The sequence below is a fragment of the Herbaspirillum sp. GW822-FHT03A08 genome (assembly GCF_058801885.1).
In genome coordinates this window covers 345,244-372,179 of sequence record NZ_JBXANR010000005.1, presented here as the reverse complement: position 1 = coordinate 372,179, position 26,936 = coordinate 345,244, and the positions used below count along the sequence as shown (strand labels likewise).

Here is a 26,936-nt window from a genome sequence, read left to right as displayed (position 1 = left end):
ATTGTCCTATCGTCCATTCTTTCACCATGGATCCTCTCGACGAAGCGCTCGCAGCCATGCGCATGGAGCGCGCACTCTACGCCCGACTCGAAGCAAACGCCCCGTGGGGACTCAATACCCGGCGCCTTGACGGTACGACCCGCTTCGGCCTGATGGTGCGCGGACGAGCCTTGCTGACCATGGATAACAAGGCAGCAGCTCCCATCGAACTGGTTGCAGGAGATTGTTTTTTCATCCCGCATGGCGCGGCTTACCAATTGCAGGATGCGCCCGATTCGCCGCTGGAGAATTGCATCGACGTTGTACGCAACAGCGTGGATGGATTGGTGACGCTAGGCACAGCAGGAGATGACGGCGTCTCAACGGCAGCGATTGTCAGCGGCTGGTTCCACTTCAATGAGCGCGGCGCCAGGCCGTTGCTCGACACCCTGCCGCCGATTTTGCTCATACGCATGAATGATGCGCGTACGCAGGTCCTGCAAGCCTCATTGCAACTGCTGGCGATGGAGACGGCGGAGCGTGATCTGGGCTCCGGCCTGATCATCAGTCGCCTCGCCGACATCATCTTTGCCCAGGCGGTTCGCGCCTACATGCATACATTGGATCCGGAAACAGAAGTCGGCTGGCTGGCCGCCCTGTCCGACCGCCGCATCGGACAAGCGCTACGCGCGCTGCACCGCGATGTCGCGGCGGCATGGACGGTCGATGCGCTGGCGGTTGCCGCCGGCATGTCCCGTTCGGCGTTTGCTCAGCGTTTCAAGGAAAAGCTCGGACGGCCGCCGCTGAATTATCTGGCGCACTGGCGCATGTTTCGCGCAGGCGACATGCTGCTGCATTCAGACCGGGCGCTGGCGGCGATTGCAGAAAACGTCGGCTATAAATCGGAAGCCGCGTTCAACAAAGCCTTCAAACGCTGGAGCGGCATCGCGCCGGGCGCCTATCGCCGTCAGGCGAAGGACATCACCGGCGAACCAGCTGAACAAGCCGCATGAGAGATCAATGCAAGGACTTGGATGTCCGGCCGCTCAGCTGCGCCGGATCCGCCTGGAAGACTGCCATGCTGTTGATCGACGCCAGTGTCTGTTCCCAGCTGTAACTGTCTTGCGACGTACGATTATTGTTGGCGGACTGCGCCGCCTTGAATTGGGTCAGGTAATCCATCACCCATGACGACGACGATGGCGTCGTCACGTCCGATTCCAGATTGCCCATCACATATTTCTGGACGCGCTTGGACTGGCTGGCCGACTGAGTCAGCGAGGCCTTGGTCAGTGTCCCGAGATCGTAGGCAATACTGGCTTGGCTGCTCGCGCGGTCGTCGATCTGAGTGTAATAGTAGTTCTGCGAATTCTTGTCGGTCGTCAACTTCAATTGCAGTCCCGGCGTCAGCGGTTCGTGGTAGCTGGCGGTCAGGTGCGATTGCTGGCGTTGCGTGATGGCGCGGTTCAGTTGTCCGTTTCCTTTGACGCTGCTGCTTTGCGAAACATCGTAGGCGAAGCTGTCCGATTCATTCGAATGCATGGGATTGCTGAACTGGCTGTTTTGCGTGACCGACGCCGTGAAATCGGCCAACCCGGTGAGCAGGCTGTGGTCTTCCGCATTCAGCTTGAAGACTCCGGGCATGCCGGCTTGCTGTTGCGACGCCGGATAGTTGCTGTTCATCTGCGAAAACGCATCCTTGAACATCCCCATCAGCGACGCATCGCCATGGCCGCGCGTCTGTTCGTAGTCGAATTGCTTGAGGTAGCCGGCGATGGCCTGCGCCTGTTGTTTGGCGGTGCCGATGATGGCGGGATTGGTCAGGTCGACGGCAACCTTCATTGCGCCCAGCGGACCGCTGGAATTGACCGAGCGCGCCTTGCTGTCGGCATGGAAATCGATGATCTGGTTATCGCCGTTCACCTTTACACTCGCGTGCAGGTCGACCGATGCCAGCACCGTGGTATCGAACTGGGTCAGCCCCGTCAGATCCATGTGCGGAGGATTGGCCGTCAATCCGTCGATGGCCTTCTGAAAAGCGCCGGAAAGCTTGGACAAGGCCTCGCGGTCACTATCGCTCAAGGTGCCCTTGGTGACTTTTACGTCGACGGCCAGGCCGGTGTCGGTGCTGCCCAGCGTCAATTCCACCTGCGCTCCGCCGACGGTCTGGATGCTCAGGCTGATCTGATTGTCCGGAGTCTTGTGCAACTGCGACTGCATCGTCGTTTCCAGCACATTGCCCGGCGCCATGCCGGATGCAAACTGCATCACCGATTGCGAGAATCCGGTCGAGCCGGTATCAAAACGGCCCAGCAAAGCGGCGCCGAGGTCCTTGAATCGCAGCCCCAGCGTGGAGGCGTTGTTGTTCGCCCCCATCAGCTTGCTGACGGCATCGCCGGACGCGTTCTCCCAGACCGGCGGCTCGGGCGGTTTGGCGGTCGGCAAGGTATAAACCTGTGCGCTGCCGCCGGACTGGCCGAGCGTCACTGTGGTGAAGGACTGTGCGGAGTTCTGAGCGGAAGAACTGCTGGACGGCGTTGCTGCTTTGGCTGTCGGTACCGAAGACGATACGGCGGGGCTCGGCACCCCTAGCGAAGACACGTTTGTCATAGTGGCAATCTAATGTGCGGACGAAGAGCACCTCACTCCTCGATAGGTGCTTTACGGCCATCCACGGAGAATCTTTACAATTCTTTTCGGTTAATGATTACCACCGTCTTTTTACCGGAACGCACACAAAAGGCAAATTTCGTCTGAATGAAACGTCGTCTCTTGATCCAGATCAAGAGACCGCCAGATACCCTGCTCCGCGTACTCTGCCGACCTTCTCCCTGCGCTATATTGGATAAAACAACCATCCGTGCGGGTATTCGTACGTCTCCACGCCATGAGCAATTCCCAACTGATCCAGCGATCCGCCGGTTTCCTTCCCATGAAAACCAGTTGCGCCAACTGCAGCATGCACCAGTTGTGTCTGCCGATGGGACTCGACAATGCCGATATGGATCGGCTCGACCAGATCATCGGCCGCCGGCGCCGCGTGGCGCGCGGTGACACCTTGTATCGCATGGACGATCCGTTCGGCAGTCTGTACGCGATCCGTCTCGGCCATTTCAAGACGTATCAGTTGAATCCTGCCGGCGAGCAGCAGATCACAGGGTTTCAGATGGCCGGCGAGCTGATGGGCATGGATGCCATCAGCACCGACAAGCATCACTGTAACGTCGCCGCGCTGGAAGACAGCGAGGTGTGCGAGATTCCGTTTCACCGGCTGGAAGAATTATTCGGCATCATCCCGACGCTGCTGCGCCACTTCCACCGCATCATGAGCCAGGAAATCACGCGCGAACAAAACGCCATGCTCCTGCTCGGCAACATGCGCGCGGAACAACGGTTTGCTGCCTTTCTTGTCAATCTGTCCTCACGCTATGCGGCGCGAGGTTATTCGCCGACCTGCTTTCAGCTGCGCATGTCACGCGAGGAAATCGGCAACTACCTCGGCCTGACGATAGAGAGCATCAGCCGCCTGGTGTCGCGCTTCCGCAAGCTGGGCTGGCTCGGCGTCGACAAGCGCGAGATCCGGTTGCTGGATCCGGACCGGCTGAAGGCGCTGGCGGCCGGCGCGGAAACCTGCCCCATGGCCTGACCGCAAATGACTGTCGTCCTGACGAAAGTCAGGACCCAGCGTCGTATCAACCGTGGTCACGACGCTGGACCCCGGCGTTCACCGGGAAGACGGCGATAGGACAAGAATCACTGCATCAGATCGTGCGCGAATACCGCTGCGGCTGAACCTGCTGCTGCAGTGCGCTCTGCAAGTGGCGGTCGAATACCATGCAGATATTGCGGATCAGCAGGCGTCCCTTGGTCGTGACAGTGATCCATTCGCCGTCGATCATGACCAGACCATCCTCCTCCAGCCGGCGCAAACTTTCCAGCTCGCTACCGAAATAATTGCCGAAGGTGATCGGATAAGCCGTCTCGATGGAAGCGATCGACAGTTCGAAATTGCACATCAGCCGCTGGATGATCAGCCGGCGCAACACATCGTCCATGTTCAGGCGGATGCCGCGCACGATGGGCAGCTCGTTCTTGTCGATGGCGTCGTAGTACTCGTCCAGTGTCTTGACGTTCTGGCTGTAGGTCGACGCGACCGCGCTGATGGCCGAAACGCCGCAGGCCACCATGTCGGATTCCGCATGGGTGGAATAACCCTGGAAGTTGCGGTGCAAGCGTCCCTGCTGTTGCGCAATGGCCAGGTCGTCCGTCGGCAGTGCGAAATGATCCATGCCGATGTAGACGTAACCGGCGTCAGTCAGGCGGCGGATGCCCAGCGCCAGCATATCCAGCCTGGCCTCTGCCCCCGGCAATTCCTCCGGATCGATGCGGCGTTGCGGCTTGAACAGATGCGGAAGATGCGCATAGCTGTAGAGCGAAATGCGGTCAGGCGCGGCGCGGATCACCTTGTTCAGCGTCTGCGCCATGCTGATGACGTTCTGCCCCGGCAGGCCGTAGATCAGGTCGATGCTGATGGAGCGGTAACCGGATTGACGCGCGGCGCGGATGATGTCCAGCGTCAGGTGTTCCGGCTGGAGGCGATTGACGGCCTTCTGCACTACTGTGTCGAAATCCTGCACGCCCAGGCTGAGCCGGTTAAAGCCCTGCTTGCGCAGGCTGGCGACGCGCTCGGCGGATACGGTGCGCGGATCGACCTCGATGGAATATTCACCCGACTCGTCATCGGCAAAACGGAACCAGCGCTGCACATGCGCCATCAGGTCCGCCATCTGCGCGTCGGAGATATACGTCGGCGTGCCGCCGCCCAGATGCAGTTGTTCGACCTGGTTCATGCCGTCGAACAGCCGGCCCTGCATTTCAATCTCGTGTTTGAGATAGCTCAGATAGGTCGCCGCCTTGTCACGGTTCCTGGTGATGATCTTGTTGCAGGCGCAGTAGTAGCAGATGTTTTCACAGAACGGGATATGCACATACAGCGACAAGGGATTACGGCTGCCGCGCGTGCGCATGCCTGACACTGCCTGTAGATAATCGCGATAGCCGAAGGCGTCGCTGAAGCGGTCCGAGGTCGGATAGGACGTGTATCTCGGTCCCGGCTGGCTGAGCTTGCGCACCAGTTGCGCATCGAATTCGACAGATGGTTCGGCGACCATCGGCATTGCGGATACCACCATGTTTTTAGCTCCTGAGGCGACCGCAAAATATTGCTGGGTTGCCGCGTCGAGGTGACACGGCGAGCGGCCCGATCACGGCAAGTCTAATCAGGTCGGCCGTTGCCAATGTTGACCTATATCAAAAGGCCCGCAAACGCGGCTGAAATAGCCATCCGGCGCGGCTTGGTGCGGACTTCTTTGCGCCGTTGCGGCGAGCTTCTTTTTCTTTTTTGATCGACATCAAATCTCCCCGGCGGCATCACGCGTACATTTCGCTGCATCGCAAACTTCAGTTGCAAAATTTATTCACTACAAGGCGCTTTCATTGAAAGGAAGCGCGGGGAAATTATCATGAAAAAGATCGCAATGCTGTTGGCCCTGACCGGCGCCATGACCGCCTCTTCCTTTGCCGCTGCACAAGAAAGCCCCTGGCTGGTGCGCGTGCGCGCCGTCAACATCAGCCCGGACAACAAGTCCGATCCCATCGGCGGCGTCGGCGCCCCGGATCGCCTGAGCGTCAGCTCGAAGACCATTCCCGAAATCGACATCAGTTACTTCTTCACGCCCAACTGGGCTGCCGAGCTGGTGCTGACCTATCCGCAAAAACATGATGTGCGTCTGGACGGCCAGAACATCGGCAGCTTCAAGCACCTGCCGCCGACCTTGCTGGCGCAGTACCACTTCACGCCCTCCTCGACCGTCAGCCCATACGTCGGCGCCGGCATCAACTACACGCGCATTTCCGACGTCAACCTGCTCAATGGCGGCGCGCGTCTGGAGAACCACAGCATCGGCGGCGCCTTGCAGGCAGGTGTCGACTTCAAGCTGGACAGCCGCTGGCTGATCAACTTCGACGTGAAGAAAGTGCAGATCCGCAGCGATGTGCTGGCAGCCAACGGCAGCAAGCTGAGTACGGTGAAAATTGATCCCTGGCTGATCGGTGTCGGCGTGGGTTATCGTTTTTGATTTGTGCGCAGGCAATTGAGGTGCGTTTGACGTCACTGGGTCCCAGCGTGCGCGGGGACGACAAGGGAAATTTTTTCGTTATCCGGATGAATAACTGCCAGCAACGTCTTACGCGCCTTATTCAATTCTTTATTCGATCGCCCTGGCGACGTCAAAGACATAACCGTCGTCCCAGCGCACGCTGGGACCCAGTGTCGTACACACGCGCAACTTAATAAAAAATAACACCACCACAATGTTTTAAGGTTTTATCCCATGCCGCATCTTGCTTCCAAATTGACGCCGCTTGCTCCGGTTCCTCCGCATGCCCCCATGCCGCACCGGAAAATCATCCGCTCCTGGCTGGAACCCATTGTCGCGCGCAGTACGCCGCTGGCCATTGCGCTGGTGGTCCTGGATTTCTGCCTGTTCGGCTTGTCGCTGGCGGCGACGGTATGGATGTCCAAGCTGATCGCCAAAGTGCTGCTCGGCATGCTGACCGGTTTCATCATCGGCCGCCTGTTCATTCTCGGGCATGACGCCTGCCACCAGAGCTTCACCGCCAATCGCCGCCTCAATACCTGGCTCGGCCGGCTGGTCTTCATGCCGTCGCTGACGCCGTACAGCCTGTGGGCGGTCGGCCATAACGTGGTGCATCACGGCTACACCAACCTCAAGGGATTCGACTTCGTCTGGCAGCCGCATTCGCTGCAAGAGTTCCGGGCATTGCCGCGCTGGCGTCAGAAGCTGGAACGCCTCTACCGCAGCGGCTGGGCGCCGTGGCTGTACTACACCGTTGATATGTGGTGGAAGAAGATGTACTTCCCCTCGCGCAAGCAGATGCCGACGCGCCGCGCCGAGTTTGTCTGGGATGGTGTTCTGGTCAGCGCCGCAGCGGCGATCTGGATTGCGGGACTGGGATGGGCAGCGCAGGCTTCGGGCCAGTCGTTCTGGACCTTGCTGCTGACGGCCTTTGTAGTTCCTGTGTTGTTCTGGAAAGCCATGATCGGCTTCGTCGTCTACGTGCATCACACGCATGTCGAAGTCGCCTGGTACAAGGACAAATCGGAATGGGCGGCTGCACAGCCGTTTGTCTCGACCACCGTGCATCTGACCTTCCGCCACGGCGTCGGCGCGGCCTTGCATCACATCATGGAGCACACCGCCCATCACGTCGACATGAGCGTGCCGCTATACCGCCTGAAAAAGGCGCAGAAGATGCTGGAAACCATGCTGCCCGGCCGCATCGTGATCCAGAAGTTTTCCTGGCGCTGGTATTTCGACACGGCGCGGCGCTGCAAGCTGTATGACTTTGAACGCCTGTGCTGGACGGACTTCAAGGGCCGCCCCACCAGTACCCCTTTGCGAGTAGTTGTGGAAGCGGCTTAGGGTCAGTTCGTCCCATACGCGAACTGACCTGGCAACCAAAGGCCTAAGCCGCCTTTGCTGCCGCCTTGCTCCTTGTTGTACGGGGCTTGGCGGCAGCTTTTTTTACCGCTGCCGGTTTTGCTTTTGCCGCAGCAGGCTTTTTGACCGCTGGTTTTGTAGCCGTCTTGGTTACTGCTTTGGCCCCGACTTTGGCAACTGGCTTCGCTGCTGGTTTGGCAGCAACCTTCACCGCCTTCGGCTCCGGCTTCTCCAATGCATCGGTCAGCTTGCGCGCCAGACCGATCACCCGTTGCGGATCGACACCGAGCGTGCCGATCAGGAATTCGATGATTTCCGAACGCGGATTGGCCAGCGTCGGCTCGATCATCATCACTGCTGCCGACACCGCCAAGGCGCGTTCACGGGTTTCTGTATCCGGCAGCAATTGCTCCAGCGCGTTCAAGGCTTCAATCGGCGCCACCGCCGTGATGCGTGCCTGCTCCTTCAGCAACTGCACCCAGTTGGTTTTGGCCGACACACTGGCATGCATGCTCGGCAGTTGCGCCAGCAGGCGCGCCAGGCGCAGGCTGCGGCGTTCAAAGGCACCGATGGAAATCATCCCCGCAACCACGATGCGGCACACGGCTTCAGCAAAGCCGCCTTCCGCGATATGCTCCAGCGCCCGTTCGCGATAGTCGTCCAGCTCGCGCAAGGCGCGTGCATGCGCGACGTACGCATCCGGTTCCTGCGGTTTGAGCCAGGCGCCCAGGCCTTCGGGGCCGAATACCTGGCGCGTGGTCTTGACCGTGCGCGCATCGCGGCGATCGCGGTAGGCGTTGAGCTCGTCGGTGATCTGTTCCGCCATTTTCTTTTCGAACTGCTTGAGCGGATGATCCTTGTCGACCGTGATGCGATTGGCGCGCGCCTCAGCCGCTTTCTGCCGGATGAAAGGCGCCAGCATGAAGCTGTCCGAAAACATCTGCCGCTGCATGCGCAAAGGATTGAGCTTGACCATGGTGTTGGCGACTTCGCGCGTAGCGGTCATCTTCACCCAGGGGCGCACATAGGTCTTGTAGAGGTTGGCGTTGAATTCCGACCATTGCGCGATGGTGGAAAATATCGCCTCTTCCTCACGGCCTTCCGGATTGATCTTGCGGATGTCTTCCATGGTGCGGTGTTCGTAGTGCACCGTATAGTCGCCCGGCTCCAGCTCGTCCCAGCGTTGTTCTTCCTTGCCGGCTTTGGCTTCCAGCTTCATCTCATACAATCCGGGCGGCAGGCTCTCGATGACGTCCAGCGAAGTCACCAGCTGGTCATGTTCCTTCAGCGCAATGGAGCCGCCGACAAAGATGCCGAGGTGGCCGACGCTTTCATGCAGCACGTAAATGATGGTGCGGCCCGCGGCGGTAATCGCGCGCTCGTCGCCCCAGGTATCGATGATCCAGTTCAGCGCCTGCGGCGGCGGCGTAATATTGTCGCCCCAGGAGGCAAACACCACGATCGGTGAAGTGATATTGCGCAGGTCGATCGGCTTGTCGCCGGCCATCATGGTGCCCCGCGCGAGTTTGTTGCCGACGAACAGGTTCTCGACGATGGACTCGATCTCGCTGCCGGTCATGCGGAAATAGCCGCCCCACCAGCGCTCGAACTCGAGGAAGCGCTCGGCTTCGGTATCGACGTTGGACCAGAGGTTGTAATACTTGCTCCACAGCGTGTTGGCAGGATTGAGCTTCTCAAAATTCTCGACCAGATAAGCGCCGTCAAAACGATCCGCCCCCAGATCGCTGGTCATTGACGCCAGCCACGAACCGCCCAGCGACGCGCCGCTGTAACGCATGGGATTGAGTGTCGAGCTGCCGGCCCAGTACGACACCGGCGCCCCGACGATCATCAGCGGGCCGAACAAATCCGGACGGCGCGCATTCAGGGCCATCATGGCCCAGCCAGCCTGGCAATTGCCGATCACTACGGGCTTGGCCGTGCATTGCGGATGACGCTTGATGACTTCTTCGAGGAACAACGCTTCCGTATCCATGACGGTCAGCAAGGTCTGGCCGTCTTCCGGCTCAGGTCGGAAGGTCACAAAATACACCGTGTGTCCGGCGCGCATGGCCATGCCGACTTCCGAATCGAACTTGAAGCCGCCGATGCCCGGACCGTGTCCGGCGCGCGGATCGACCACCATCACCGGACGCGCATCCGGCTTGACCGGCATGCTGGCCGGCGGCTGCAGGCGCAGCAAGGCGTAATTGCAAGGGTTGGGCAGATCGTGGCCATCCATCACCACCTCGTGCTCGAACTTCAACAGCGGCGGCGTGCCCTGGTCGAGATGCTCCAGATAATTGTTGCCGCGGTCGAGCAAGGTATCGAGAAACAGATAGGTACGCTGCATGGCGTCCGTCAGGTAGGCATTGACGTCGCCCAGTTGCGGGAAACCGGAAGCTGGAGCGGCTTGTGGCGCGCTTTCCTCGGTTTGACCAGGTTTCTTACGCGTTGCCATGGATCCACTCCTTCGATGATGGTGTGACGATTTATACAACGATCTCGAACATCATACCGAGAAAGACGTAATCAAATTCTCTGATCTCTGCGACAATAAAACCGCAATTCGTTGAATTGAGTGTACGCAAAATTTGTGAAGTCAGAGTTACCGGATTGATGCACAGTTGACACAAAGGGAACACCGCATGGAACTGAAGAGCCTCGTCGACCAGCCCAACAAGCTGCCTACCGTCCCCAAAGTCGTACAGCAGCTCATTGAGAGCTTCAATTCCGAAGACATCTCCGCCAACGAAATCGCCCATCTCATCGCCAGCGACCCGGCCTTGAGCGCTAAATTATTGCGCCTGGCCAATTCCGCCTACTTCCATGTTTCGCGCACGGTCGGCACCGTCGACGACGCGCTGCGCATGCTGGGTTTTGTGATGGTGCGCAACCTGGTGCTGGGCAACGGCATGGTCGCCGCCTTCAAGAATACCAAGGGCATGGATCTGCAACAGTTCTGGCGCTACAACCTCTACACCGCCTGCGCCGCGCGCTGGCTGGCGCACAAAGGTGGCGACAACGGCGATGCCGTATTCACGCTGGGCATGATGCATGGCATCGGCCAGTTGCAGATGCACGCTGTTGCACCGGCTGAAATGGCGCCGCTGGACAAACAACTGAACGTCCTCGACGCCGGCCGCGCGGCATTGGAAAAGGAAAAGCTCAGCTTCCACTACGGCGATGTCTCTGCCGAACTTGCCAAGATCTGGAACTTCCCCGAAACCTTAAGCAGCGCCCTGCAAGACATCCCCGATCCCTTGAGTTCGTCCCCCTTCAGCAAATCCGCCGCCTGGGTCCACCTCGGCGCCTGGCGCGCCCGCGCCGAAGTGCTGGACCTGAGCGATGAAGACCTGGTGGAAAGCTACCCGACCGCCATCGCCAGGAAACTGGGTGTCGATGCCAGCTGGGTTCCGGCATTAGTGGCGCATGCGAAGGATAGCGCGGATCGCGCAATGCCTGCGTTGAAGGAATTGACTGAGGGCTTGGATGCGATGCTGGAGTAAATCGGGCCGGAGCATCTCAGTTCGATAGCAATCCCCGCTCTCTTGGGCAAACAGCAGAATCACTGATAGACGCCTCTCTACGCATACGTGTTACTGTGTGCTCATGCGCATTGGCGTCTTTGCAAAACAGCTCTAAAGCGGCAAACCTACTACCCTTGCCAGCACGGTGCAGCAGCGGTGTTCCGTCATGTATCTGAACACATAGTGCGAAAGGGTCTCCATTTATTCTTTCATCATCACCTGTGAACACGGGGGCAATTGCATCCCCGCGCCCTACGACGTCCTGTTTCGCGACGAGCAGATCTTGCTCGACTCTCACCGTGGTTACGATGCCGGTGCGCTGCTGATGGCACAAAAACTGGCGACGGCCTTCGACGGCGCGCTGGTGACTGCCACCGTGAGCCGTTTGCTGGTCGATCTCAATCGTTCGATTGGCCATCCGCGGCTCTTCTCGGCGACAACGCGCCGTTTATCGCAAATGATGCGAGAAGAGATTCTGACTCAATACTATCGCCCCTATCGCGAGCAGGTCGAAGCGCTGGTCGGGCAGGCCGTGTCAGAGGGCAAGTGCGTAATTCACATCTCTTCGCACAGTTTTACGCCGGAGCTCGAGGGCAAAGTGCGGCACGCCGATGTTGGCTTGCTCTATCACCCGGCACGAGATGGCGAAGCCGAACTATGCGCACGCTGGCAGGCGAATCTGGCAGTACTTGCGCCGTCATTGCGAGTGCGTCGAAATTACCCTTATGCGGGTAAAGGCGACGGTCTGACCGCCTACCTGCGCCTGCGCTTCCCATCATCCGCATATATTGGTATCGAACTGGAGGTCAATCAACATATAGTGCAGACGGAAGCCGCGCGGTGGGCGGCGCTGGGCACGTTGCTGCCTGACAGCTTGCGCACGGCATGCGCCATGGCTGTTTCGTGATGCATCCCCCCTTCACTGCAAAAATCTTGTTACCTACAGCAGCTTAACCTCAGTCTTGTCTTGTCCGTCACACGTGCAAGAGCGCTGAACACCGGAACCCGCCATGAAAATCCATATCGGTTTTGAAATGATCTACGATTGCCCGAAACCAACTCCCATGATTTTCAACCTCAACGTCCACTTCACGCGGGTATCGGATCTGGTCAGCCGTGACGATCTGATGTTCGATCCGCCGGTGCCGAGAATGGCCTACCGCGACAGCTTCGGCAACTGGTGTACCCGCATCGTCGCGCCGCAAGGGCGCATCCGCATTTCCGCCGACGCCATCATCAACGACAGCGGCATCCCCGACGTGCTCTCGCCGCAGGCGCAACAGTTGGCCGTACAAGACCTGCCTGAAGAGCCTTTGCTGTTCTTGCTGGGTAGCCGCTATTGCGAAACCGATCGTTTGTCGGAGACAGCATGGCAGCTCTTCGAACACGCGCCCACCGGCTGGGGCCGTGTGCAGGCTATCTGCGACTACGTCCATCGTCACATCACCTTCGGCTATGAAAATGCGCGCATGACGCGTACAGCGCTGGAAGCGTTTCAGGAGAAAGTCGGCGTCTGCCGCGATTACGCCCACCTGGCAGTCGCCTTTTGCCGATGCATGAATATCCCGGCACGATACTGCACCGGCTATCTGGGTGACATCGGCACCCCGCCGCCGTACGGGACCATGGATTTTGCAGCCTGGTTTGAAGTTTTTCTAGATGGAAGCTGGCATACCTTTGACGCCCGCAACAATACGCCGCGCATAGGCCGCGTCCTGATCGCCCGCGGCCGCGACGCTGCTGACGTGGCACTTAACAACACCTTCGGTCCCAATACGCTGAGCAAATTCAAGGTGTGGACAGATGAAGTCGCTTAGCGCGCACTGAGGCGAACCTTCAAAAACCTACCGACTAGTATTTATTCAGGAATCCCCCGATAGTCTTTATGTACGAGCGTGCCAAAATGAACTCATGAACACTCGGTAAGCGAAACGCAATATTCGGACCGTGTTGTGTTGTCGGAGCGTTCATGGGCTCATCCACAAGATCGGGCTCGTTATGCGGGCCCTATTTTTGTGAAGGCGATGAGCATGCAACAATCCGATATCCTGCTGGTAGACGACAGCTCGGAAGTGGCTGAACTGACCAAGTTTGCGATTCTGCGCAAGAAACTCACTGAAAAGTGGGAATGGTTCAGCGACGCCGAACATGCCTCTGATGTGCTGTTTCACCACGAATACACGGCGCGGCGCGATCTGCACCCTTTCCTTATCCTGCTGGACCTGCACATGCCGCGCCTGAGCGGCCATGATTTGCTGCGCATGCTGAAGGGAAACAAGGCGACCTCGCATATTCCGGTGGTGATGTTCTCCACCTCGACCGACCGCGAGGACATCCGCAAGAGCTACGAGCTGGGGGCCAATGGCTATCTGGTGAAGTCGGCCGATGCGCGCACGATGATGGATACGGTCACCGATGCGGTGTCGTATTGGACTACGCGCAATCTGCCTGTGCGCTAGATGAAAACGTTCTCATGAGAGTCGATTACGCAAACAGAAAGAGCCGCTCAACCAGGTTGACGCGGCTCTTTTTTCATCAGCTTGCCCTGTGTTTATGACAGTGAAGCGCTTTCCCTGCCCTCGACCCCCGCACCTGATTTGGCTGTGACTGGTTTGACGCCGGAGGGGCCATTGCCGGATGTTGCTTCCAACTCTTTCGCCTTGATCTTCTGACGCACGCGCGCCTGGCGCTTGCGGAACCAGATGATCACGCCGGTGACGCTGAGCATCGCGACCAAGGCTCCCATGAAGGAGATCAGGATGCGCCCCGGCAAACCGAGAATGCGACCGGAATGCAACGGGAATTGGGCCTGGATAAACAGGTCGCCGGCGCTACCCGTCCCGGGGACACGCGCGCCTTCCGGCTTGCCGGTAGCAGCGTCGAAATACAGCCAGGCGTTGCCCAGGCCGACATCGCCGTGATCGTTACCTGGAACGAAGAAACCAACACCGTACAAGCCGAACATCGAGGAATAGAACACCCCGCCGGCCGGTACGTCGAAGCCCCGGCGTTTGCCCTCTTCCATCGCCAGCTGAGTGACTTGCTCGCGGGTGATTTTCGGTTCCACGACTTTGTCCGGCGCGACCGGCGTGCGCGTCTCGAAGGCGGTCGGCGTAACGGTCGAGAACAATTTGATGATCGGCTGCATCACCTGCACATTGAGGTTCATGGAAACAGACGTCACTGCCAGCACCAGCAGCAGACCCCATACCCAGACGCCGCCGGAACGGTGGAGGTCGAAGTTGAGCTTGTGCCCGCCGTCTTTCCAGCGGAAGGCAAAGGACTTGCGCCAGCTCTTCCAGTTGGGGAAAGACAGCCATAGCGCGATGAAGCAATCCAGCGCCCAGACGATGCCGATGATGCCCATCAGCCAGATGCCGGTTTCAATGCCGCCGACGTCGGGCAAATGCATGGTGTAGTGCAGTTTGTAGAGGAACGGCAGCAGGTTCTCGCGGCTGACCGAGATCGCACCCCACATGCGCCGCCCCTGGATTTCGGCCGTGATGGGATCGACGGCGATCTGGTTGTAATCGAGAGTGTATGGCTTGCCGGTCGCCGGATCGAGGCGCGGCTCGATCATCATGGGGATGGTGTGACCGGCTTCGCTTTCGGTCAGGACGTAGGTGACGCGCAGTTTCGGCTCTTGGGCTTCGACCAGGTTGGCCAGTTCAAGGCCGGGCTTCGCGATCGGCTGAGATGCGCCGACGACGCCTTGCTCTGCGCTGTTGGCGTGAAACAGCGTCGGATTGAGCATGGCGTCAAGCTCGTGATCCCAGGAAATGATCGCGCCGGTAGCGCCTGAGATAAACAGGAACACCGCGACGCCAAGGCCGAACCAACGATGTAAGAGGACGAGAACTGCACGCATAAAGTCATTTCAAAAAACGCCGAAGCGGCCTTGCCCGTCATGGAGGCAAGACCGCCGGCAGGTTCAGCTCATCGTGAGCAATTCAAACCAAATTCAGCGCAAATGCAGCTCAAATTCGAAGCGATCAGAAATCGACTTTGGCGCTGAGGCTGAAAGTACGCGGATCGCCGGGCTTGATCCAGTTTTCATACTGGTATTCCCAGTAATGTTTGTCTGTCAGGTTATTGATGGCCGCGCGGAAAGTCGTATCGTACTTGCCGATGCGGGTCGTGTAATTAGCGCCGACGTTGAACAGCGTGTAACCGGCCAGCTTGATGTCGTTGGCGGCGCGCAGCATGGTCGTGCCGGTGTACTTGGTGTCGGCCGCGAGCTTCAGTCCGCTCAGCTGAGGCACCTGGTACGTCACCTGACCGGCGGCGACAAAGTCGGGCGCGCCGGCAACACGGTTGCCATTATAAGTGAGTCCTTTACTGTATTTGCTATCAAGGAACATCAGATTGCTCGATACCTGCCAGTCTTGTCCGAGTTTGGCAGCCGCACCCAGCTCCAGCCCCTGATAGGTGGAACGGCCGTCCTGCACCAGCGCCTGAGTCGTCGTGTTGGTGTATTCCGATGCGCGCTCGATGCGGAACAAGGCGGCGGTGGCGCTCCAGCGCTGCTGGTCGGTTTTGACGCCGAACTCGTATTGCTTGCTGGTCAGCGGGTTGAGCGTGGAACCATAGTTGGAGTTGGTGATGGTCGGCGCACCGCCCTGCTCCAATGACTCGACGTAGCTGGTGTAGATGGTGGTGCCAGGCTCCGGCTTGAACATCAGCGCCACGGTCGGCGTGATCACGCCGTCTTTCTTGTATTGCGCGGTGCGCAGGCCGGTGGTGCTGTAACTGTTTTGCTCAAAGTTGGTGTAACGGGCCCCCGCCAGCAACGACCATTGGTCCGAGAACTGCAGCGTGTCGCTGGCAAACAGCGCCTGCTGCGTGATGTCGCCGGCGTGATAAGTGTTCAGGTAGCTTGCGCTGTAGTAGTTATTCGGATTTTGCTGATAAAGATTGCCGCTGCCCAGCGACTGGTAAAAGCTCGCGACGCTGTAATCGTTGACCTGCTTTTGCCAGGAAGCGCCGAACACCAGTTGGTGTCCGATGAAACCGGTCTTCGCCTTGCCTTCCACCATGGCTTGCCATTGGTCGAAGGTGTGGCCTTCACGCGTATCCGAACGGTAATCGTTAGCGTAGTCTCCCGCCAGATTGCTCAGGTACAGCGAGGACTCGTTGCGGCTGCGCTTGGAGGTGCTGTGGCTGTAATAGACGCTCGCCTTCCAGTCCGGATTGATGGCGTAGTTCAGCCCGGTGGAATACATCTGGAAGTTGGTGTTCAGGTGCTGGCCTTGTCCCAGCAGCTTCTGATCGTCGCTGCCGGGCACGCGCGGCAATTGCGACAGTGTGTAGCTGCCGGCATAGATCGAAGGCGTCTGGTTCTCGGACTTGCGGTTCTGGTAGAAAGCCTGGAAATCCCAGGTCAGATCACGCGTCAGACGCGCATCCAGCGCCAGCGAAAGGGAGTCCCGCGTGATATGGCCGTCGTTGAAGGTCTGGCCTTGTTCGTGCGTAGCGTTCAGGCGGTAGCCGAACATCTTGTCATTGCCGAAACGTCCGCCCAGATCGACGTGTTCGCTCCAGATGTTGTTGGACTTGTAGCCGACTTCGATGCTGCGCACCGGTTCTTCAGTCGGGCGTTTGGTGACGTAGTTGATCAGGCCGCCCGGCGAGCCGAAACCGTACATGTAGCCGGAAGATCCCTTCAGCAACTCGATCTGTTCGAAGTGCTCATACGGCAAGGTGATGGCATAGGTCAGAAAAGGCTTGCCGTCGATGCGGTAGGCGTTCTGCCAGTCCAGCGCCAGGCCGCGCACGGTGACATAGCTGGCCCAGCTGCTGTAGCCGCCGCTGTTGTCGGTAACCGAGGCATCGAGGGCGAACACGTCACCGAGTTTCGTGACCTGGCGCTCAGCCAGATCTTCGGATTTGATGACCGCCATTGAAAACGGCGTATCCAGCTGCGAACGGGTGCCCAGCGCGCCGCTGGTGACGCGTTCGTTCAGGTGCAATGTGTTGTCGGCGGCGGCCGTGACGCTCACCGCGGGCAAGGTGCTCGCACCGTTGCGGCTGTCTTGCTGGTCAGGCGCGACGAGCACATAGCCGGCGTCAGTCTTGCGCATGTCGAATCCCGTATCGCGCAACAGCACGCGGAAACCCTCGTCCACGCTGTATGCGCCCTGCAGACCTTGCGTACGCTTGCCCTGCACCTTGTTCGCATCGATCGCGATGGAAATACCCGACTGCTGGGCATAGCGGTTCAGCGCCTCTCCCAGCGGGCCCGCGGGAATATCGTAAGCGACAGCCTGCGCAGCGACTTGGGCATAAGCCTGACTGCCGATGCTGCTCATCAAGGCTGCGGACAGCGCCAGCCGGACGGCAAATGCCAGCGGCTTCAAGTTCAGCCTGGAAGCAGAAGCAGAAGCAGAAGCAGGAGCAGGAGCAGGAGCAGAAGTGGTCGAAGTGGAATGCGTGAAACGTCGGGACTGCATGATGGAGACTCTCTTTTCGTTGGTCATACTCCCTTGACGCACGACTGACGAAAAGCGGAACCTGTTTTTGAAAATATTTTTGCGGCATGGTGCGCATCCCAATGCGGACTACGGCTGTGCCGGCGCATCGACGCGCACCAGATATGGCGACAGCATGCGGATGCGCAACGCCGGGAAGCTGTTGCCGAGCAACTGCAAGGCGCGGCCGGTGTCGTCCAGCGGCAGCACGGCCGAGACCTTAATGCTCTCCAGCGCAGCGCGGTCGTAGCTGATCGCGCCGGGGCGATAGCGATCCAGTTCATCGAGTACGTCGGGCAAGCTTTGCTCCTGCACCACCAATTGATGGAATTTCCAGGCGTCGGCGATGCTGCGGGCATCGATTTGCTCGATGGCGCCTACGCCAGCGGCCGTCATGCGCACGCGCTGGCCGGCGCTCAAGATCACAGCGGCGTCATCGTCTCCCGTCCGGGTCGCCGAACGAACCTCCACGCGCGACTCCAGCATGCTGAGGACGGTGGCGTCCGCATCACGGTCACGGCCGACCACGAAGCGCGTACCCAGGGCGCGGATACTGCCTTGGGCGGTTTCCACGACAAACGGCCGGCCGGGATCTTTGGCGACGTCGACCAGGATCTCGCCTTGCACCAGTTCCAATGCGCGCCGCCTGGTGTCGTAGTGCAGGTTCACCGCACTGGCGCTGTTGAGCGTAATACGCGTGCCGTCTTCCAGCACGCGTGTTTCCCACTTGCCGGTGGCGGCGCGGACATCGGCCGCCAGATAGCGAGGCGGATAAATTTTCGTCGCCACCCACGCCGGCGCCGCGACGCAAAGTGCAACCATCATGGTCGCGATAACGCGCTTAGCGCGTTTGGGGCGGCTGCGGCGTGTAGGTTGCTTGTCCTGAGAACGGTCGAAGAAGACGGCGTCCAGCGCTGCACGTGCAGCATGCGTTGCGTGGGCAGGCCGCGCATGGTTCTGGTTGCCCTGTGCAGTGTCGCCGCCGCGCATGTGCCGGACTTTGCCGATGAAGTCTTGCAACCGATCAGCCATGGCGGCATGGCGTGCATCGGCCTTCTTCCACGCATCAAAACCACGCTGCGCGGCTTCACGCTCGCCGGCGTCATCGGCGCTCAGTTGCACGATCCATTGCGCCGCTTGTTCGATGATGCTGTCGGTACTTGCAAATGAATCCGACGCCTGCACCTGATCTGCCGCCGCTGATGTGGCGGAGGACGCAATGCCGGCAGAGGCGGAACGCAGCTTCATGCTTGCGCCAGCTGGCATTTGACCAGCGCCTGCACCAGATACTTTTGCACCATGCGCGTCGATACGCCAAGCTGCTCGGCGACTTCGGCATGGGTCAGCCCTTCGAGGTAGTGCAGCAGGAAAGCATTGCGCGCCTTGTCCGAAACAGTCTGCAAGGCGCTGCTGATCTGTTCCAGCGCTTCGACGGCGAGCAAAATTTCTTGCGGGTCGGGATAGCTGGCGATGGTTTCGGCCGCGATGCCGAGCTCGGCAAGATAGGCCTGCTCGATCAATTGCCGGCGCGCCCGGTCCAGCATCAGACGTTTTGCCGTAGTGGTGAGGTAGGCGCGCGGCTCCTGTATGCCGATCAGCGCGTCACGCGACGCGATGATGCGCAAAAACGTGTCCTGCGCCACATCCGCAGCATTGTGGGCGCAACCCAGCTTTTTACGCAGCCAGCCGAACAGCCAGCCGTGATGGCTGCTGTAGAGGGCGTGCATGTCGTGCTGGAGCGCGGATTGGGCCACGATGGCGACTTTAAAAAAAGGACCAGAACTCAGATAAGAATGCTTATCATTTTAATTCACATAAGGCCGGCCGCACAATCCTTCTGGATGTAAAGGGCCGCCACCAGAGCCAGTTTCCGGGCTATTCCAGCGATTTGGTTGCCAGACCGTCAATTGCTGCAAATAAAACTCTTGCGGCTACGTCGTTCTTTCATCAGCAATCCATCCGCATCTTCTTCGATTTAATCAATTTGCTGCGGCACAATTCTTTTTTGGCGTCGATGCGAATTATTTTCATTTATAATTCTCCCCGGCAAAGCCAGCGCCCGAAGTCTTCCGACTCGGCAGCCATGTCACCCGACGCGAATCGAAGCCGATCGCCGTCATCCATGTACCGGAGACCAGCACACCGCAGCAAGCGCGGCGCCGGACAGTTTTCATCAAATAAGAAAGACTACGGAAGCCATTATGAAAGCGTCCACCCTGCGGACCTGGTATGCCATCCATCGCTGGACCAGCCTGATCTGCACACTCAATCTGCTGGTGCTGTGCCTGACCGGCCTGCTGCTGATTTTTCACGAAGACATCGACGATCTGCTCGGCCAGGGACATCCCGAACCCGCTCTGTCGCAAGCCGCAGAAAAAGCCAGACCGTCGGTGCAATCGCTGATCGACGTGGCACAGGCGATGCATGTCGGGCAAGCGCCGAAATCGATCTTTTTCGGTGACGACAATTTCGTCAATGTACGCATCGGTCCTCCCGGCGAACCCAAACTGGCCGTCGGCAAGAGCGTGCAGTTCAATGGCGCCACCGGCGAGCGCAGCAATACCGTTCCCGGCGAAACCGTGAGCGGTTTTCTCCTCAAGCTACACGTCAATCTGTTCCTCGGTCTGCCGGGACAGTTGTTCATGGGTGTGATGGGCATCATCTTTGTGCTGAGCCTGGTCAGCGGGTTGATCCTGTACGCGCCCTTCATGCGCAAGCTGGCTTTCGGCCTGCTGCGTTTCGGCAAGACCACGCGCGTGGTCAATGCCGACTTCCATAACCTGTTCGGCATCGTGGTGATGGTGTGGGCGCTGGTAGTGGGCCTGACCGGTACCTTCCTGTCATTCTCGCCGCTGATTCTGGGCCTGTGGCAAAAGACTGAGCTGCAGCACCTGATCGACACCCTGCCCGGCCCTGCGCCGTCTCATCTGGTGGCGGTGGACAAGGCCATTGACGCAGCGAAGACCACCGTACCCGGCAAGGACATCGCCTATGTGTTTTATCCAGGCACGGAATACTCGACCGGTCGCCATTACGGCGTCGTCTTGCGCGGACATAGCGAGCTGGAAAAGCGCGTCTTCACCATCGCCATGGTCGATGCGCAGAACGCCGATGTGTCGGCGGTACGCGGCATGCCGTGGTATTTGCAGGTGCTGCTGTTGTCAGGCCCATTCCATTTCGGCAACTATGCCGGACGGCCTTTGCAAATCCTGTGGGCCCTATTGACTATCATGACGGCAGGTGCGACCGTGACCGGCTTCGTGGTCTGGCTCAAGCGCCATCGCCGCGGCCACCATGCGCCGGCATCTGCCTCCACCGCGGAATCCGCATCACTGGAATTGACTGGAGAAAGAATATGAAGGGAACCTGGGGTATGCCCATTCTGCTCGGCGTGTTATCGCTGGCGGGACTGGCGGCCGGCATTTTTGGCGACGGCATCTGGGACTGGCTGTGCTGGATCGGTCTCGGCGTGCCGGTAATCGTTGTTACGCGCCACATCTGGTGTCAGTGGCGCGCGGTCAAAGCCGCCTGATGAAAGTTTTCCTAGTTCGGCCCTGCGCCGAACAGGTGCAATTGTGCGTACTGCAACAGCATGATGGTCTTGCCGTCGGCGATTTCGCCCTCGGCGATCATCATCAGCGCTTGCTGAATCGGCACTTCCATGACCTCGATGTCCTCCCCTTCGGCGACATTGCCGCCGCCCTCGCCTGCACGTTCGTCGCTGGCGTATTCACCGACAAAAAAATGCAGCTTTTCGGTCACTGAACCGGGGCTCATGAACACTTCAAACACCTTGCGTACGTCGCCGACGCGATAGCCGGTTTCTTCTTCCACCTCTTCACGAATGCGCTGTTCCGGGCTGGCATTGTCCAGCAGTCCGGCCGGCGTCTCCACCAGAAAACCATCATGGCCGTCGCGATACGTCGGAAAACGGAATTGCCGGATCAGGATCACGGTACGCTTTTGCCGGTTGTACAGCAAGATAGTGGCGCCGTTGCCGCGGTCGTAGGTTTCGCGGTTGAGGGTCTGCCAGACGCCGTCGGCGCGGCGATAGTCGAAGGTGGTTTTCTTCAGCAGATACCAATCGTCGGACAAGACCTCGACATTGCGGATGCGGACGCGCTCGTTTTCCATCTGTTTGCTCCTGTGCAGTGAATACATGAATGCAGGCCTGTTTTTCGCATGTACCGATGCATGCGTGAACATGCCTGCTTTATTTAAATTATCATGCAACATCGCGAAATATCAAGAATATTCGTGCAATAATCAATGAAAATATTCACGATACTGCACGAATTTGCACGTTATCTTGTACACTGACGCCGGTTCCAATCGAAAACAAAGTGACATAAAACGGGAAAATCCATGCTGACCAGCCAACGAAAAAAACATTTGCTCGACCTGCTGAGCCAGGATGGCCGCATTGTCGCCAAGCCCGTGAGCGAGCAACTGGAAGTGTCCGAAGACACCATCAGGCGAGATTTGCGTGAGTTGGCGAAGGAAGGTTTATTGCGGCGCGTGCATGGCGGCGCGTTGCCGATCACGCCACCGATGGTGATGTTCGCCAACCGCCAGGGCATTGAACCCGGGGCCAAAACCGACATCGGCCGTGCTGCTGCCGCGTTGGTGCAACCGGGCCAGGTGGTATTCATCGATGGAGGTACAACCTGCGTGCAACTGGCGCGCCATCTTGCACCTGATCTGCATGCGACCGTAGTCACGCACAGTCCTTCGATCGCGGTGGAGCTGTCCACGCACGCTCACATCGACGTCATTATCATCGGCGGCAAGTTGTTCAAGCATTCGGTGGTGGCGATGGGCAGCAGCACTATCGACGACATCGCCAGGGTGCGCGCCGATCAATATTTCATGGGCGTATGCAGCCTCCATCCGCGTACCGGCATCACTTCGCTGGATTTTGAAGAAGCCGCAATCAAGCGCGCCTTCAGCCGTGCTGCGGCGGAAACCGTCGTGCTGGCGTCACCGGACAAGCTGGAAACGACTTCCCCCTTCGAAATCGTACCGCTGGCCGAAGTCGGCCGCATCGTCGTCAACCGCGATACGGCGCCCGAACTGATCGCGCCATATCAGGCGCAAGGCATCGAGATTACGCTGGCTTAAGCCCGCTTGACGGTTTTTAGCGGGACGCCCAAAAGCTGCGCTGCAACTCCACAATCTCATCGACCATATCCGGCATCGGTCCGATCAGCTCGACCGGCTTCTGGCAATGATCAAATACGTAGCGGGAATCCACGCTCATGGTCGGATTCTCTTTATGCGCGCCAGTCACGTCGAGCAACTGACGCTCGGTCATGCCATACACCACCCGTCCGATGTTGGCCCAGTACGCGGTGCCGGCGCACATGCAGCATGGCTCCACCGAAGTGTACAAGGTGCAGCTCCAGAGAAACTCCGGCGAATAGTTCAGCGCCGCCGTGCGCGCCAGCACGGCTTCGGCGTGATTGACGGTATCCACATTGCATTGCTCCATCAGTACCGTCTCCTGATCGGGACCTACCAGGATCGCGCCGAACGGATGGTGGCCGATGCTCACGGCGCGTTTGGCCACCTCGTTCGAGCGATGCAAATGGCGGCGGATCTGATCCTGAGTCGGGCTCAGCCCTTGGGGCGGGAAATCCGATACTTGCTGCATGACATTGTTCCTTTTTTCGTGTCTTTGAATAACGCTTCATTGATGCGAAGCAACTGCCATGCCACCTGCAAAACGATGCGAAATTGCAAGATGCAAATTAGTCAAAAAGATATAAAAAATATTCGCATTTGTTTGAACAAAGTTAATTTATATGCAATTCTACAAACACACATTCCTGCGGGAATGCGATGTGCATCTGCGCTCAACACAGCGAGGAGACAATAATGAAATGGTTTTATAACTTAAAAATCGCTACCAAACTGATCGCGACCTTTTTGTCGATAATCGTGCTTGTCATCTGTCTGGGCATCTTCGCCATTGTTCAGCTGGACAAGGTCAACACGGCTTCCACAGACATCTCGACCAATTGGCTGCCAACCATACGCACGCTGGCCCAACTCAAGTTTACCGCTGCCCGCGTCCGCAGTTTCGAACAACAGCACATCCTCGCATCCGATCCCAAAGAATTCGACGAGATCGAGCAGTCCGTCAACAAACAAATCGAGACCTTGCTTGCCTTGCGCAAGAAATATGAAGGTCAGATGACCGAACCGGCCGAACGGGCGGCTTTCCCGGATGTATCCAGGGCCATCGATATTTTTGTCGGCGAGCATCCGAAGATCATCGCCCTGTCCCGCCAGAACAAGAACGAAGAAGCACGCACCTTGCTCAAGGGTGACTCCACCAAAAACTACCGCCAGATGATCGACATGATCGACAAACTGGTCGAAGTCAACGATCACGGCTCCGAAATTTCCAGCCAGACGGCGGACGAAACCTACGCCAGTTCGCGCATGTGGATCATCGGCATGCTGGCAGTATGTGTCGTCGCAGCACTGGCGCTGGCGATCTGGATCGCCCGTCTGATCTCGCATCCGCTGGGCGAAGCCGTCAAGGTGGCGCGCCAGGTGGCTGATGGCGATCTGACTGCGGATATCCGGCAAGACAGCAACGACGAAACCGGCCAGTTGCTGGGCGCGCTCAAACTGATGAACGACAATCTGCTGCGCATTGTCACCAGCGTACGCAGCGGCACCGACACTATCTCCACCGCCTCGAGCGAAATCGCCACCGGCAACATGGATCTGTCATCGCGCACCGAGCAACAGGCCGGATCGCTGGAAGAAACGGCGTCGGCAATGGAAGAACTGACCTCGACCGTCAAGCAGAACGCCGACAATGCCCGTCAAGCCAATCAGTTGGCCGTCTCGGCCTCGGAAGTGGCAGTCCAGGGCGGCAACGTGGTCGAACAGGTGGTCAACACCATGGGCTCGATCAATGAGTCGTCGCGCAAAATCGTCGACATCATCAGCGTGATTGACGGCATCGCCTTCCAGACCAATATCCTGGCGCTGAATGCCGCTGTCGAAGCTGCACGCGCCGGCGAACAGGGGCGCGGCTTTGCCGTCGTGGCGTCGGAAGTACGCAGTCTGGCGCAGCGCTCTTCCGCCGCGGCCAAGGAAATCAAGACCTTGATCGACGATTCCGTCGCCAAGGTCGACGTCGGCAGCAAGCTGGTGGAACAGGCCGGCACCACCATGGATGAGGTGGTGAGCAGCGTCAAGCGTGTCACCGACATCGTCGGAGAAATCACTGCCGCCAGCCAGGAACAAAGCGTCGGCCTCGATGAAATCAATCGCGCGATTACCCAGATGGATGAAGTGACGCAGCAGAACGCCGCACTGGTGGAAGAAGCCGCCGCAGCAGCACAATCTCTGCAGGAACAGGCCAGCAACCTGTCGCAGACGGTCAGCGTCTTCAAGCTGGATCGCAATGCGATGGTGCAGCCACAAAACCATGCGCATGTCGCCGCAGCAACAAAACGCACCGTCAACATCACGCCGAAACCGGCGCCGTTACCCGCCAAATCTACAGCCCCGGCGGCTTCATCGGCCAGGAAAGTGATTGCAACTACCGCCCCGGCTACTGATGACAGCGGCTCGTGGGAGCAGTTTTAAGTCGAAGAAACCGAAGCTGTCGTCCTGACGAAAGTCGGGACCCAGCGTCGTAAAGACGGTCGTAACGACACGGGGTCCCAGCGTGCGCTGGGACGACGATGACGATTCAGAGCGTTATTTCAGCCCCAACCGTTTTGCCATGCGGTTGAGATTGGCGCGATCAATCCCCAGCTCGCGCGCAGTGGATGCGACATTGCCGCCGTTGCGCGCCAGGCTGGCGCTGATCAGACGGCGCTCGTAGGCGCTGACGGCATCGCGCAGACTGCTGCCGTTTTGCAGGTCCAGCTCAGTCTGGATCTGCTCTTCCTGCTCCGATATCAAGGGCTTGAATTCATTGACCAGATCAAAATCCTCCGCCTCCAGCGTCAGGATGCGCGGGCGTTCCGGATGTTTCGCCAGTGCCTTGAGCGCAGTGCGGGCGATTACGTGTTCCAGCTCGCGCACGTTGCCCGGCCAGCGATAGCCGAGCAGTACTTCCTGCGCATCGGTGGCCAGACGCAGGCTCAGCAAACCCAGCCGGAAACGGTTTTCTTCCAGGAAAAATCCGCTGATCAGCAGAATATCGTGCCCGCGCTCGCGCAACGGCGGCGCCACCAACGGGTAGACGCTCAGCCGATGATAGAAGTCGGAGCGATAGCGGCCCTGGCGCACTTCCTCTTCCAGATTGCGGTTGGTGGCGGCGATCACCCGCACGTCGACCTTGTGCTCTTCGTCCGACCCGACGCGCTGGATCTGGCCGCTTTGCAACACACGCAGCAACTTGGCCTGCACCGCCAGCGACAATTCTCCGACTTCATCGAGAAACAAGGTGCCGCCGTCGGCCAGCTCGAACTTGCCGCGCCGATCACTGACAGCCCCGGAAAACGCGCCGCGCACGTGACCGAATAATTCGCTCTCGACCAGAGTTTCCGGCAACGCGGCGCAGTTGAGGCTGATGATGGGTTTGCGCGCGCGCGGCGAGGCGGCGTGAATGGCGTTGGCGACGAGTTCCTTGCCGACGCCGGTCTCACCGGTGATCAGCACCGTCATGTTGCTCGGCCCGGCCAGGCGGATTTCTTTCATCATTTTCTTGTGCGCCGGACTCTGGCCGATCAGCTCGCGCCGGCTCTGGTTGGCCGCCAGCCGGTAGGCTTCGGCGCGCTGGCGCTCCTGCTCGCTGGTGGTAGCCAGATCGTGGATGCGCTCAGCAACGTTGACCGTCGCCGCCGCCAGACTGGCGAAGGCCTGCAAGGACGCCGTATCGACCGAGTCGAAGCGTCCCGGGCCCAAGGCATCCAGCGTCAGCAAACCCCAGGGCCGTCCATTCATCGTGATCTGGCATCCCATGCAATCGTGCACATGCAATTCGCCTGAATGCGCCTCCACCAATCCGTCATAAGGATCGGGCAGCGACGAATTCGCTGGAAAGCGTGTCGGCGGCACGTTGGATAACAGGATGCGAAAGCGCGGATGCTCGCTTACGCGAAAGCGGCGACCGAGAGTGTCGCTGCTCAAGCCGTTAATCGCCAGCGGGACCAAGACCTCGCCATCGAGCCGCAACAAAGCGGCAGCGTCACAAGGAAACATCATGCGCAAGGTATCGAGCAGGCGACGGTAGCGTTCGCTGTCGTGCATCTCGCGCGACAGGTCGGCCATCAGGGGAATCAGCGCGTCCAGCAAGAGCTTTGGAGTCATTTTTACTCTTTTCGTGTCGATTTGACTCGGGTCAATTTGACTCGTCAAATTTCTAAGCAACTGATTGTAAAGGATTTTTCTTCTGGCATGGAGATTGTATAGAGAACAGGGACGAAATGATTTTTTACAGCGACATTTCGATGTTTTTGCCG

General features: G+C 58.8%; 23 protein-coding genes. 13 read left to right on the top strand and 10 right to left on the bottom strand.

Going from position 1 to position 26,936, the window contains the following annotated elements; translation table 11 throughout:
* The first annotated feature begins 26 nt into the window (after nucleotides 1-26).
* Nucleotides 27-992, top strand: coding sequence for an AraC family transcriptional regulator (locus AC1RN6_RS17855; RefSeq protein WP_493006788.1), 966 nt, complete (start codon nucleotides 27-29; stop codon nucleotides 990-992).
* Between the two features lie 4 nt (nucleotides 993-996).
* On the opposite strand, the gene AC1RN6_RS17850 is transcribed toward AC1RN6_RS17855, so the two are convergent.
* Complete coding sequence (locus AC1RN6_RS17850; protein ID WP_493006787.1) at nucleotides 997-2,589, bottom strand: hypothetical protein; 1,593 nt, start codon at nucleotides 2,587-2,589, stop codon at nucleotides 997-999.
* 277 nt (nucleotides 2,590-2,866) lie between these two features.
* On the opposite strand from AC1RN6_RS17850, the gene fnr reads away from it, so the two are divergent.
* Nucleotides 2,867-3,625 (top strand): fumarate/nitrate reduction transcriptional regulator Fnr, encoded by a 759-nt coding sequence (fnr, locus tag AC1RN6_RS17845; RefSeq protein WP_493006786.1) that lies wholly within the window; start codon nucleotides 2,867-2,869, stop codon nucleotides 3,623-3,625.
* Between the two features lie 115 nt (nucleotides 3,626-3,740).
* On the opposite strand, the gene hemN is transcribed toward fnr, so the two are convergent.
* A complete protein-coding gene (gene hemN, locus AC1RN6_RS17840; protein ID WP_493006785.1) occupies nucleotides 3,741-5,171 on the bottom strand; it encodes an oxygen-independent coproporphyrinogen III oxidase in 1,431 nt (476 codons plus the stop codon).
* 330 nt (nucleotides 5,172-5,501) lie between these two features.
* Here hemN and AC1RN6_RS17835 point away from each other — a divergent pair, with 330 nt between their 5' ends.
* Nucleotides 5,502-6,116, top strand: a complete 615-nt coding sequence (locus tag AC1RN6_RS17835) for an OmpW/AlkL family protein (RefSeq protein ID WP_493006784.1) — start codon at nucleotides 5,502-5,504, stop codon at nucleotides 6,114-6,116.
* Between the two features lie 312 nt (nucleotides 6,117-6,428).
* Nucleotides 6,429-7,484 (top strand): fatty acid desaturase, encoded by a 1,056-nt coding sequence (locus tag AC1RN6_RS17830; protein WP_493006783.1) that lies wholly within the window; start codon nucleotides 6,429-6,431, stop codon nucleotides 7,482-7,484.
* Between the two features lie 43 nt (nucleotides 7,485-7,527).
* Here the strand turns inward: AC1RN6_RS17830 and AC1RN6_RS17825 are convergent, their stop codons facing one another.
* Nucleotides 7,528-9,963, bottom strand: coding sequence for a DUF3141 domain-containing protein (locus AC1RN6_RS17825; protein WP_493006782.1), 2,436 nt, complete (start codon nucleotides 9,961-9,963; stop codon nucleotides 7,528-7,530).
* Nucleotides 9,964-10,150: 187 nt separating this feature from the next.
* Between AC1RN6_RS17825 and AC1RN6_RS17820 the strand changes: the two genes are divergently transcribed.
* The 4 genes from AC1RN6_RS17820 (at nucleotide 10,151) to AC1RN6_RS17805 (ending at nucleotide 13,491) form a co-directional block, all read left to right on the top strand.
* A complete protein-coding gene (locus AC1RN6_RS17820; protein WP_493006781.1) occupies nucleotides 10,151-11,011 on the top strand; it encodes an HDOD domain-containing protein in 861 nt (286 codons plus the stop codon).
* A gap of 220 nt (nucleotides 11,012-11,231) precedes the next feature.
* On the top strand, nucleotides 11,232-11,939 hold the full coding sequence (locus tag AC1RN6_RS17815; RefSeq protein WP_493006937.1) for an N-formylglutamate amidohydrolase: 708 nt from the start codon (nucleotides 11,232-11,234) through the stop codon (nucleotides 11,937-11,939).
* Nucleotides 11,940-12,042: 103 nt separating this feature from the next.
* Nucleotides 12,043-12,849, top strand: coding sequence for a transglutaminase-like domain-containing protein (locus AC1RN6_RS17810; RefSeq protein WP_493006780.1), 807 nt, complete (start codon nucleotides 12,043-12,045; stop codon nucleotides 12,847-12,849).
* A gap of 213 nt (nucleotides 12,850-13,062) precedes the next feature.
* Entirely contained in the window at nucleotides 13,063-13,491 is a 429-nt protein-coding gene (locus tag AC1RN6_RS17805; RefSeq protein WP_493006779.1) for a response regulator, read from the top strand.
* 92 nt (nucleotides 13,492-13,583) lie between these two features.
* Here AC1RN6_RS17805 and AC1RN6_RS17800 read toward each other — a convergent pair whose 3' ends face one another.
* The gene (locus AC1RN6_RS17800; protein ID WP_493006778.1) at nucleotides 13,584-14,900 is read right to left on the bottom strand and encodes a PepSY-associated TM helix domain-containing protein; all 1,317 of its coding nucleotides are present in this window, start codon (nucleotides 14,898-14,900) and stop codon (nucleotides 13,584-13,586) included.
* A 124-nt stretch (nucleotides 14,901-15,024) separates the two neighbouring features.
* Nucleotides 15,025-17,340, bottom strand: a complete 2,316-nt coding sequence (locus AC1RN6_RS17795; protein WP_493006777.1) for a TonB-dependent siderophore receptor — start codon at nucleotides 17,338-17,340, stop codon at nucleotides 15,025-15,027.
* Here AC1RN6_RS17795 and AC1RN6_RS17790 point away from each other — a divergent pair.
* Nucleotides 17,330-17,518: a hypothetical protein gene (locus tag AC1RN6_RS17790; RefSeq protein ID WP_493006775.1), complete on the top strand. Its 189-nt coding sequence runs from the start codon at nucleotides 17,330-17,332 to the stop codon at nucleotides 17,516-17,518. The two genes, AC1RN6_RS17795 and AC1RN6_RS17790, sit on opposite strands and share 11 nt — an antisense overlap.
* Nucleotides 17,519-17,589: 71 nt before the next feature.
* On the opposite strand, the gene AC1RN6_RS17785 is transcribed toward AC1RN6_RS17790, so the two are convergent.
* Nucleotides 17,590-18,747 carry a FecR family protein gene (locus AC1RN6_RS17785; protein WP_493006774.1) on the bottom strand — a complete coding sequence of 386 codons (1,158 nt, stop codon included), beginning with the start codon at nucleotides 18,745-18,747 and terminating at the stop codon, nucleotides 17,590-17,592.
* Nucleotides 18,744-19,226 (bottom strand): sigma-70 family RNA polymerase sigma factor, encoded by a 483-nt coding sequence (locus AC1RN6_RS17780; protein WP_493006773.1) that lies wholly within the window; start codon nucleotides 19,224-19,226, stop codon nucleotides 18,744-18,746. The genes AC1RN6_RS17785 and AC1RN6_RS17780 overlap by 4 nt, the downstream gene beginning before the upstream one ends.
* Nucleotides 19,227-19,700: 474 nt before the next feature.
* Here AC1RN6_RS17780 and AC1RN6_RS17775 point away from each other — a divergent pair, with 474 nt between their 5' ends.
* Both AC1RN6_RS17775 and AC1RN6_RS17770 read left to right on the top strand, forming a co-directional pair.
* Nucleotides 19,701-20,858 carry a PepSY-associated TM helix domain-containing protein gene (locus AC1RN6_RS17775; protein ID WP_493006772.1) on the top strand — a complete coding sequence of 386 codons (1,158 nt, stop codon included), beginning with the start codon at nucleotides 19,701-19,703 and terminating at the stop codon, nucleotides 20,856-20,858.
* Nucleotides 20,855-21,031: a hypothetical protein gene (locus AC1RN6_RS17770; RefSeq protein WP_493006771.1), complete on the top strand. Its 177-nt coding sequence runs from the start codon at nucleotides 20,855-20,857 to the stop codon at nucleotides 21,029-21,031. Before AC1RN6_RS17775 ends, AC1RN6_RS17770 begins: the two co-directional genes overlap by 4 nt.
* Before the next feature lie 11 nt (nucleotides 21,032-21,042).
* Here the strand turns inward: AC1RN6_RS17770 and AC1RN6_RS17765 are convergent, their stop codons facing one another.
* The gene (locus AC1RN6_RS17765) at nucleotides 21,043-21,633 is read right to left on the bottom strand and encodes an NUDIX domain-containing protein (protein ID WP_493006769.1); all 591 of its coding nucleotides are present in this window, start codon (nucleotides 21,631-21,633) and stop codon (nucleotides 21,043-21,045) included.
* A gap of 231 nt (nucleotides 21,634-21,864) precedes the next feature.
* On the opposite strand from AC1RN6_RS17765, the gene AC1RN6_RS17760 reads away from it, so the two are divergent.
* A complete protein-coding gene (locus tag AC1RN6_RS17760) occupies nucleotides 21,865-22,620 on the top strand; it encodes a DeoR/GlpR family DNA-binding transcription regulator (RefSeq protein WP_493006768.1) in 756 nt (251 codons plus the stop codon).
* 16 nt (nucleotides 22,621-22,636) lie between these two features.
* Here AC1RN6_RS17760 and AC1RN6_RS17755 read toward each other — a convergent pair whose 3' ends face one another.
* Nucleotides 22,637-23,152 carry a nucleoside deaminase gene (locus AC1RN6_RS17755; protein ID WP_493006767.1) on the bottom strand — a complete coding sequence of 172 codons (516 nt, stop codon included), beginning with the start codon at nucleotides 23,150-23,152 and terminating at the stop codon, nucleotides 22,637-22,639.
* A 224-nt stretch (nucleotides 23,153-23,376) separates the two neighbouring features.
* Here AC1RN6_RS17755 and AC1RN6_RS17750 point away from each other — a divergent pair, with 224 nt between their 5' ends.
* A complete protein-coding gene (locus AC1RN6_RS17750; protein WP_493006766.1) occupies nucleotides 23,377-25,110 on the top strand; it encodes a methyl-accepting chemotaxis protein in 1,734 nt (577 codons plus the stop codon).
* Between the two features lie 114 nt (nucleotides 25,111-25,224).
* On the opposite strand, the gene norR is transcribed toward AC1RN6_RS17750, so the two are convergent.
* Nucleotides 25,225-26,784 (bottom strand): nitric oxide reductase transcriptional regulator NorR, encoded by a 1,560-nt coding sequence (norR, locus tag AC1RN6_RS17745; protein ID WP_493006765.1) that lies wholly within the window; start codon nucleotides 26,782-26,784, stop codon nucleotides 25,225-25,227.
* Between the last annotated feature and the right edge of the window lie 152 nt (nucleotides 26,785-26,936).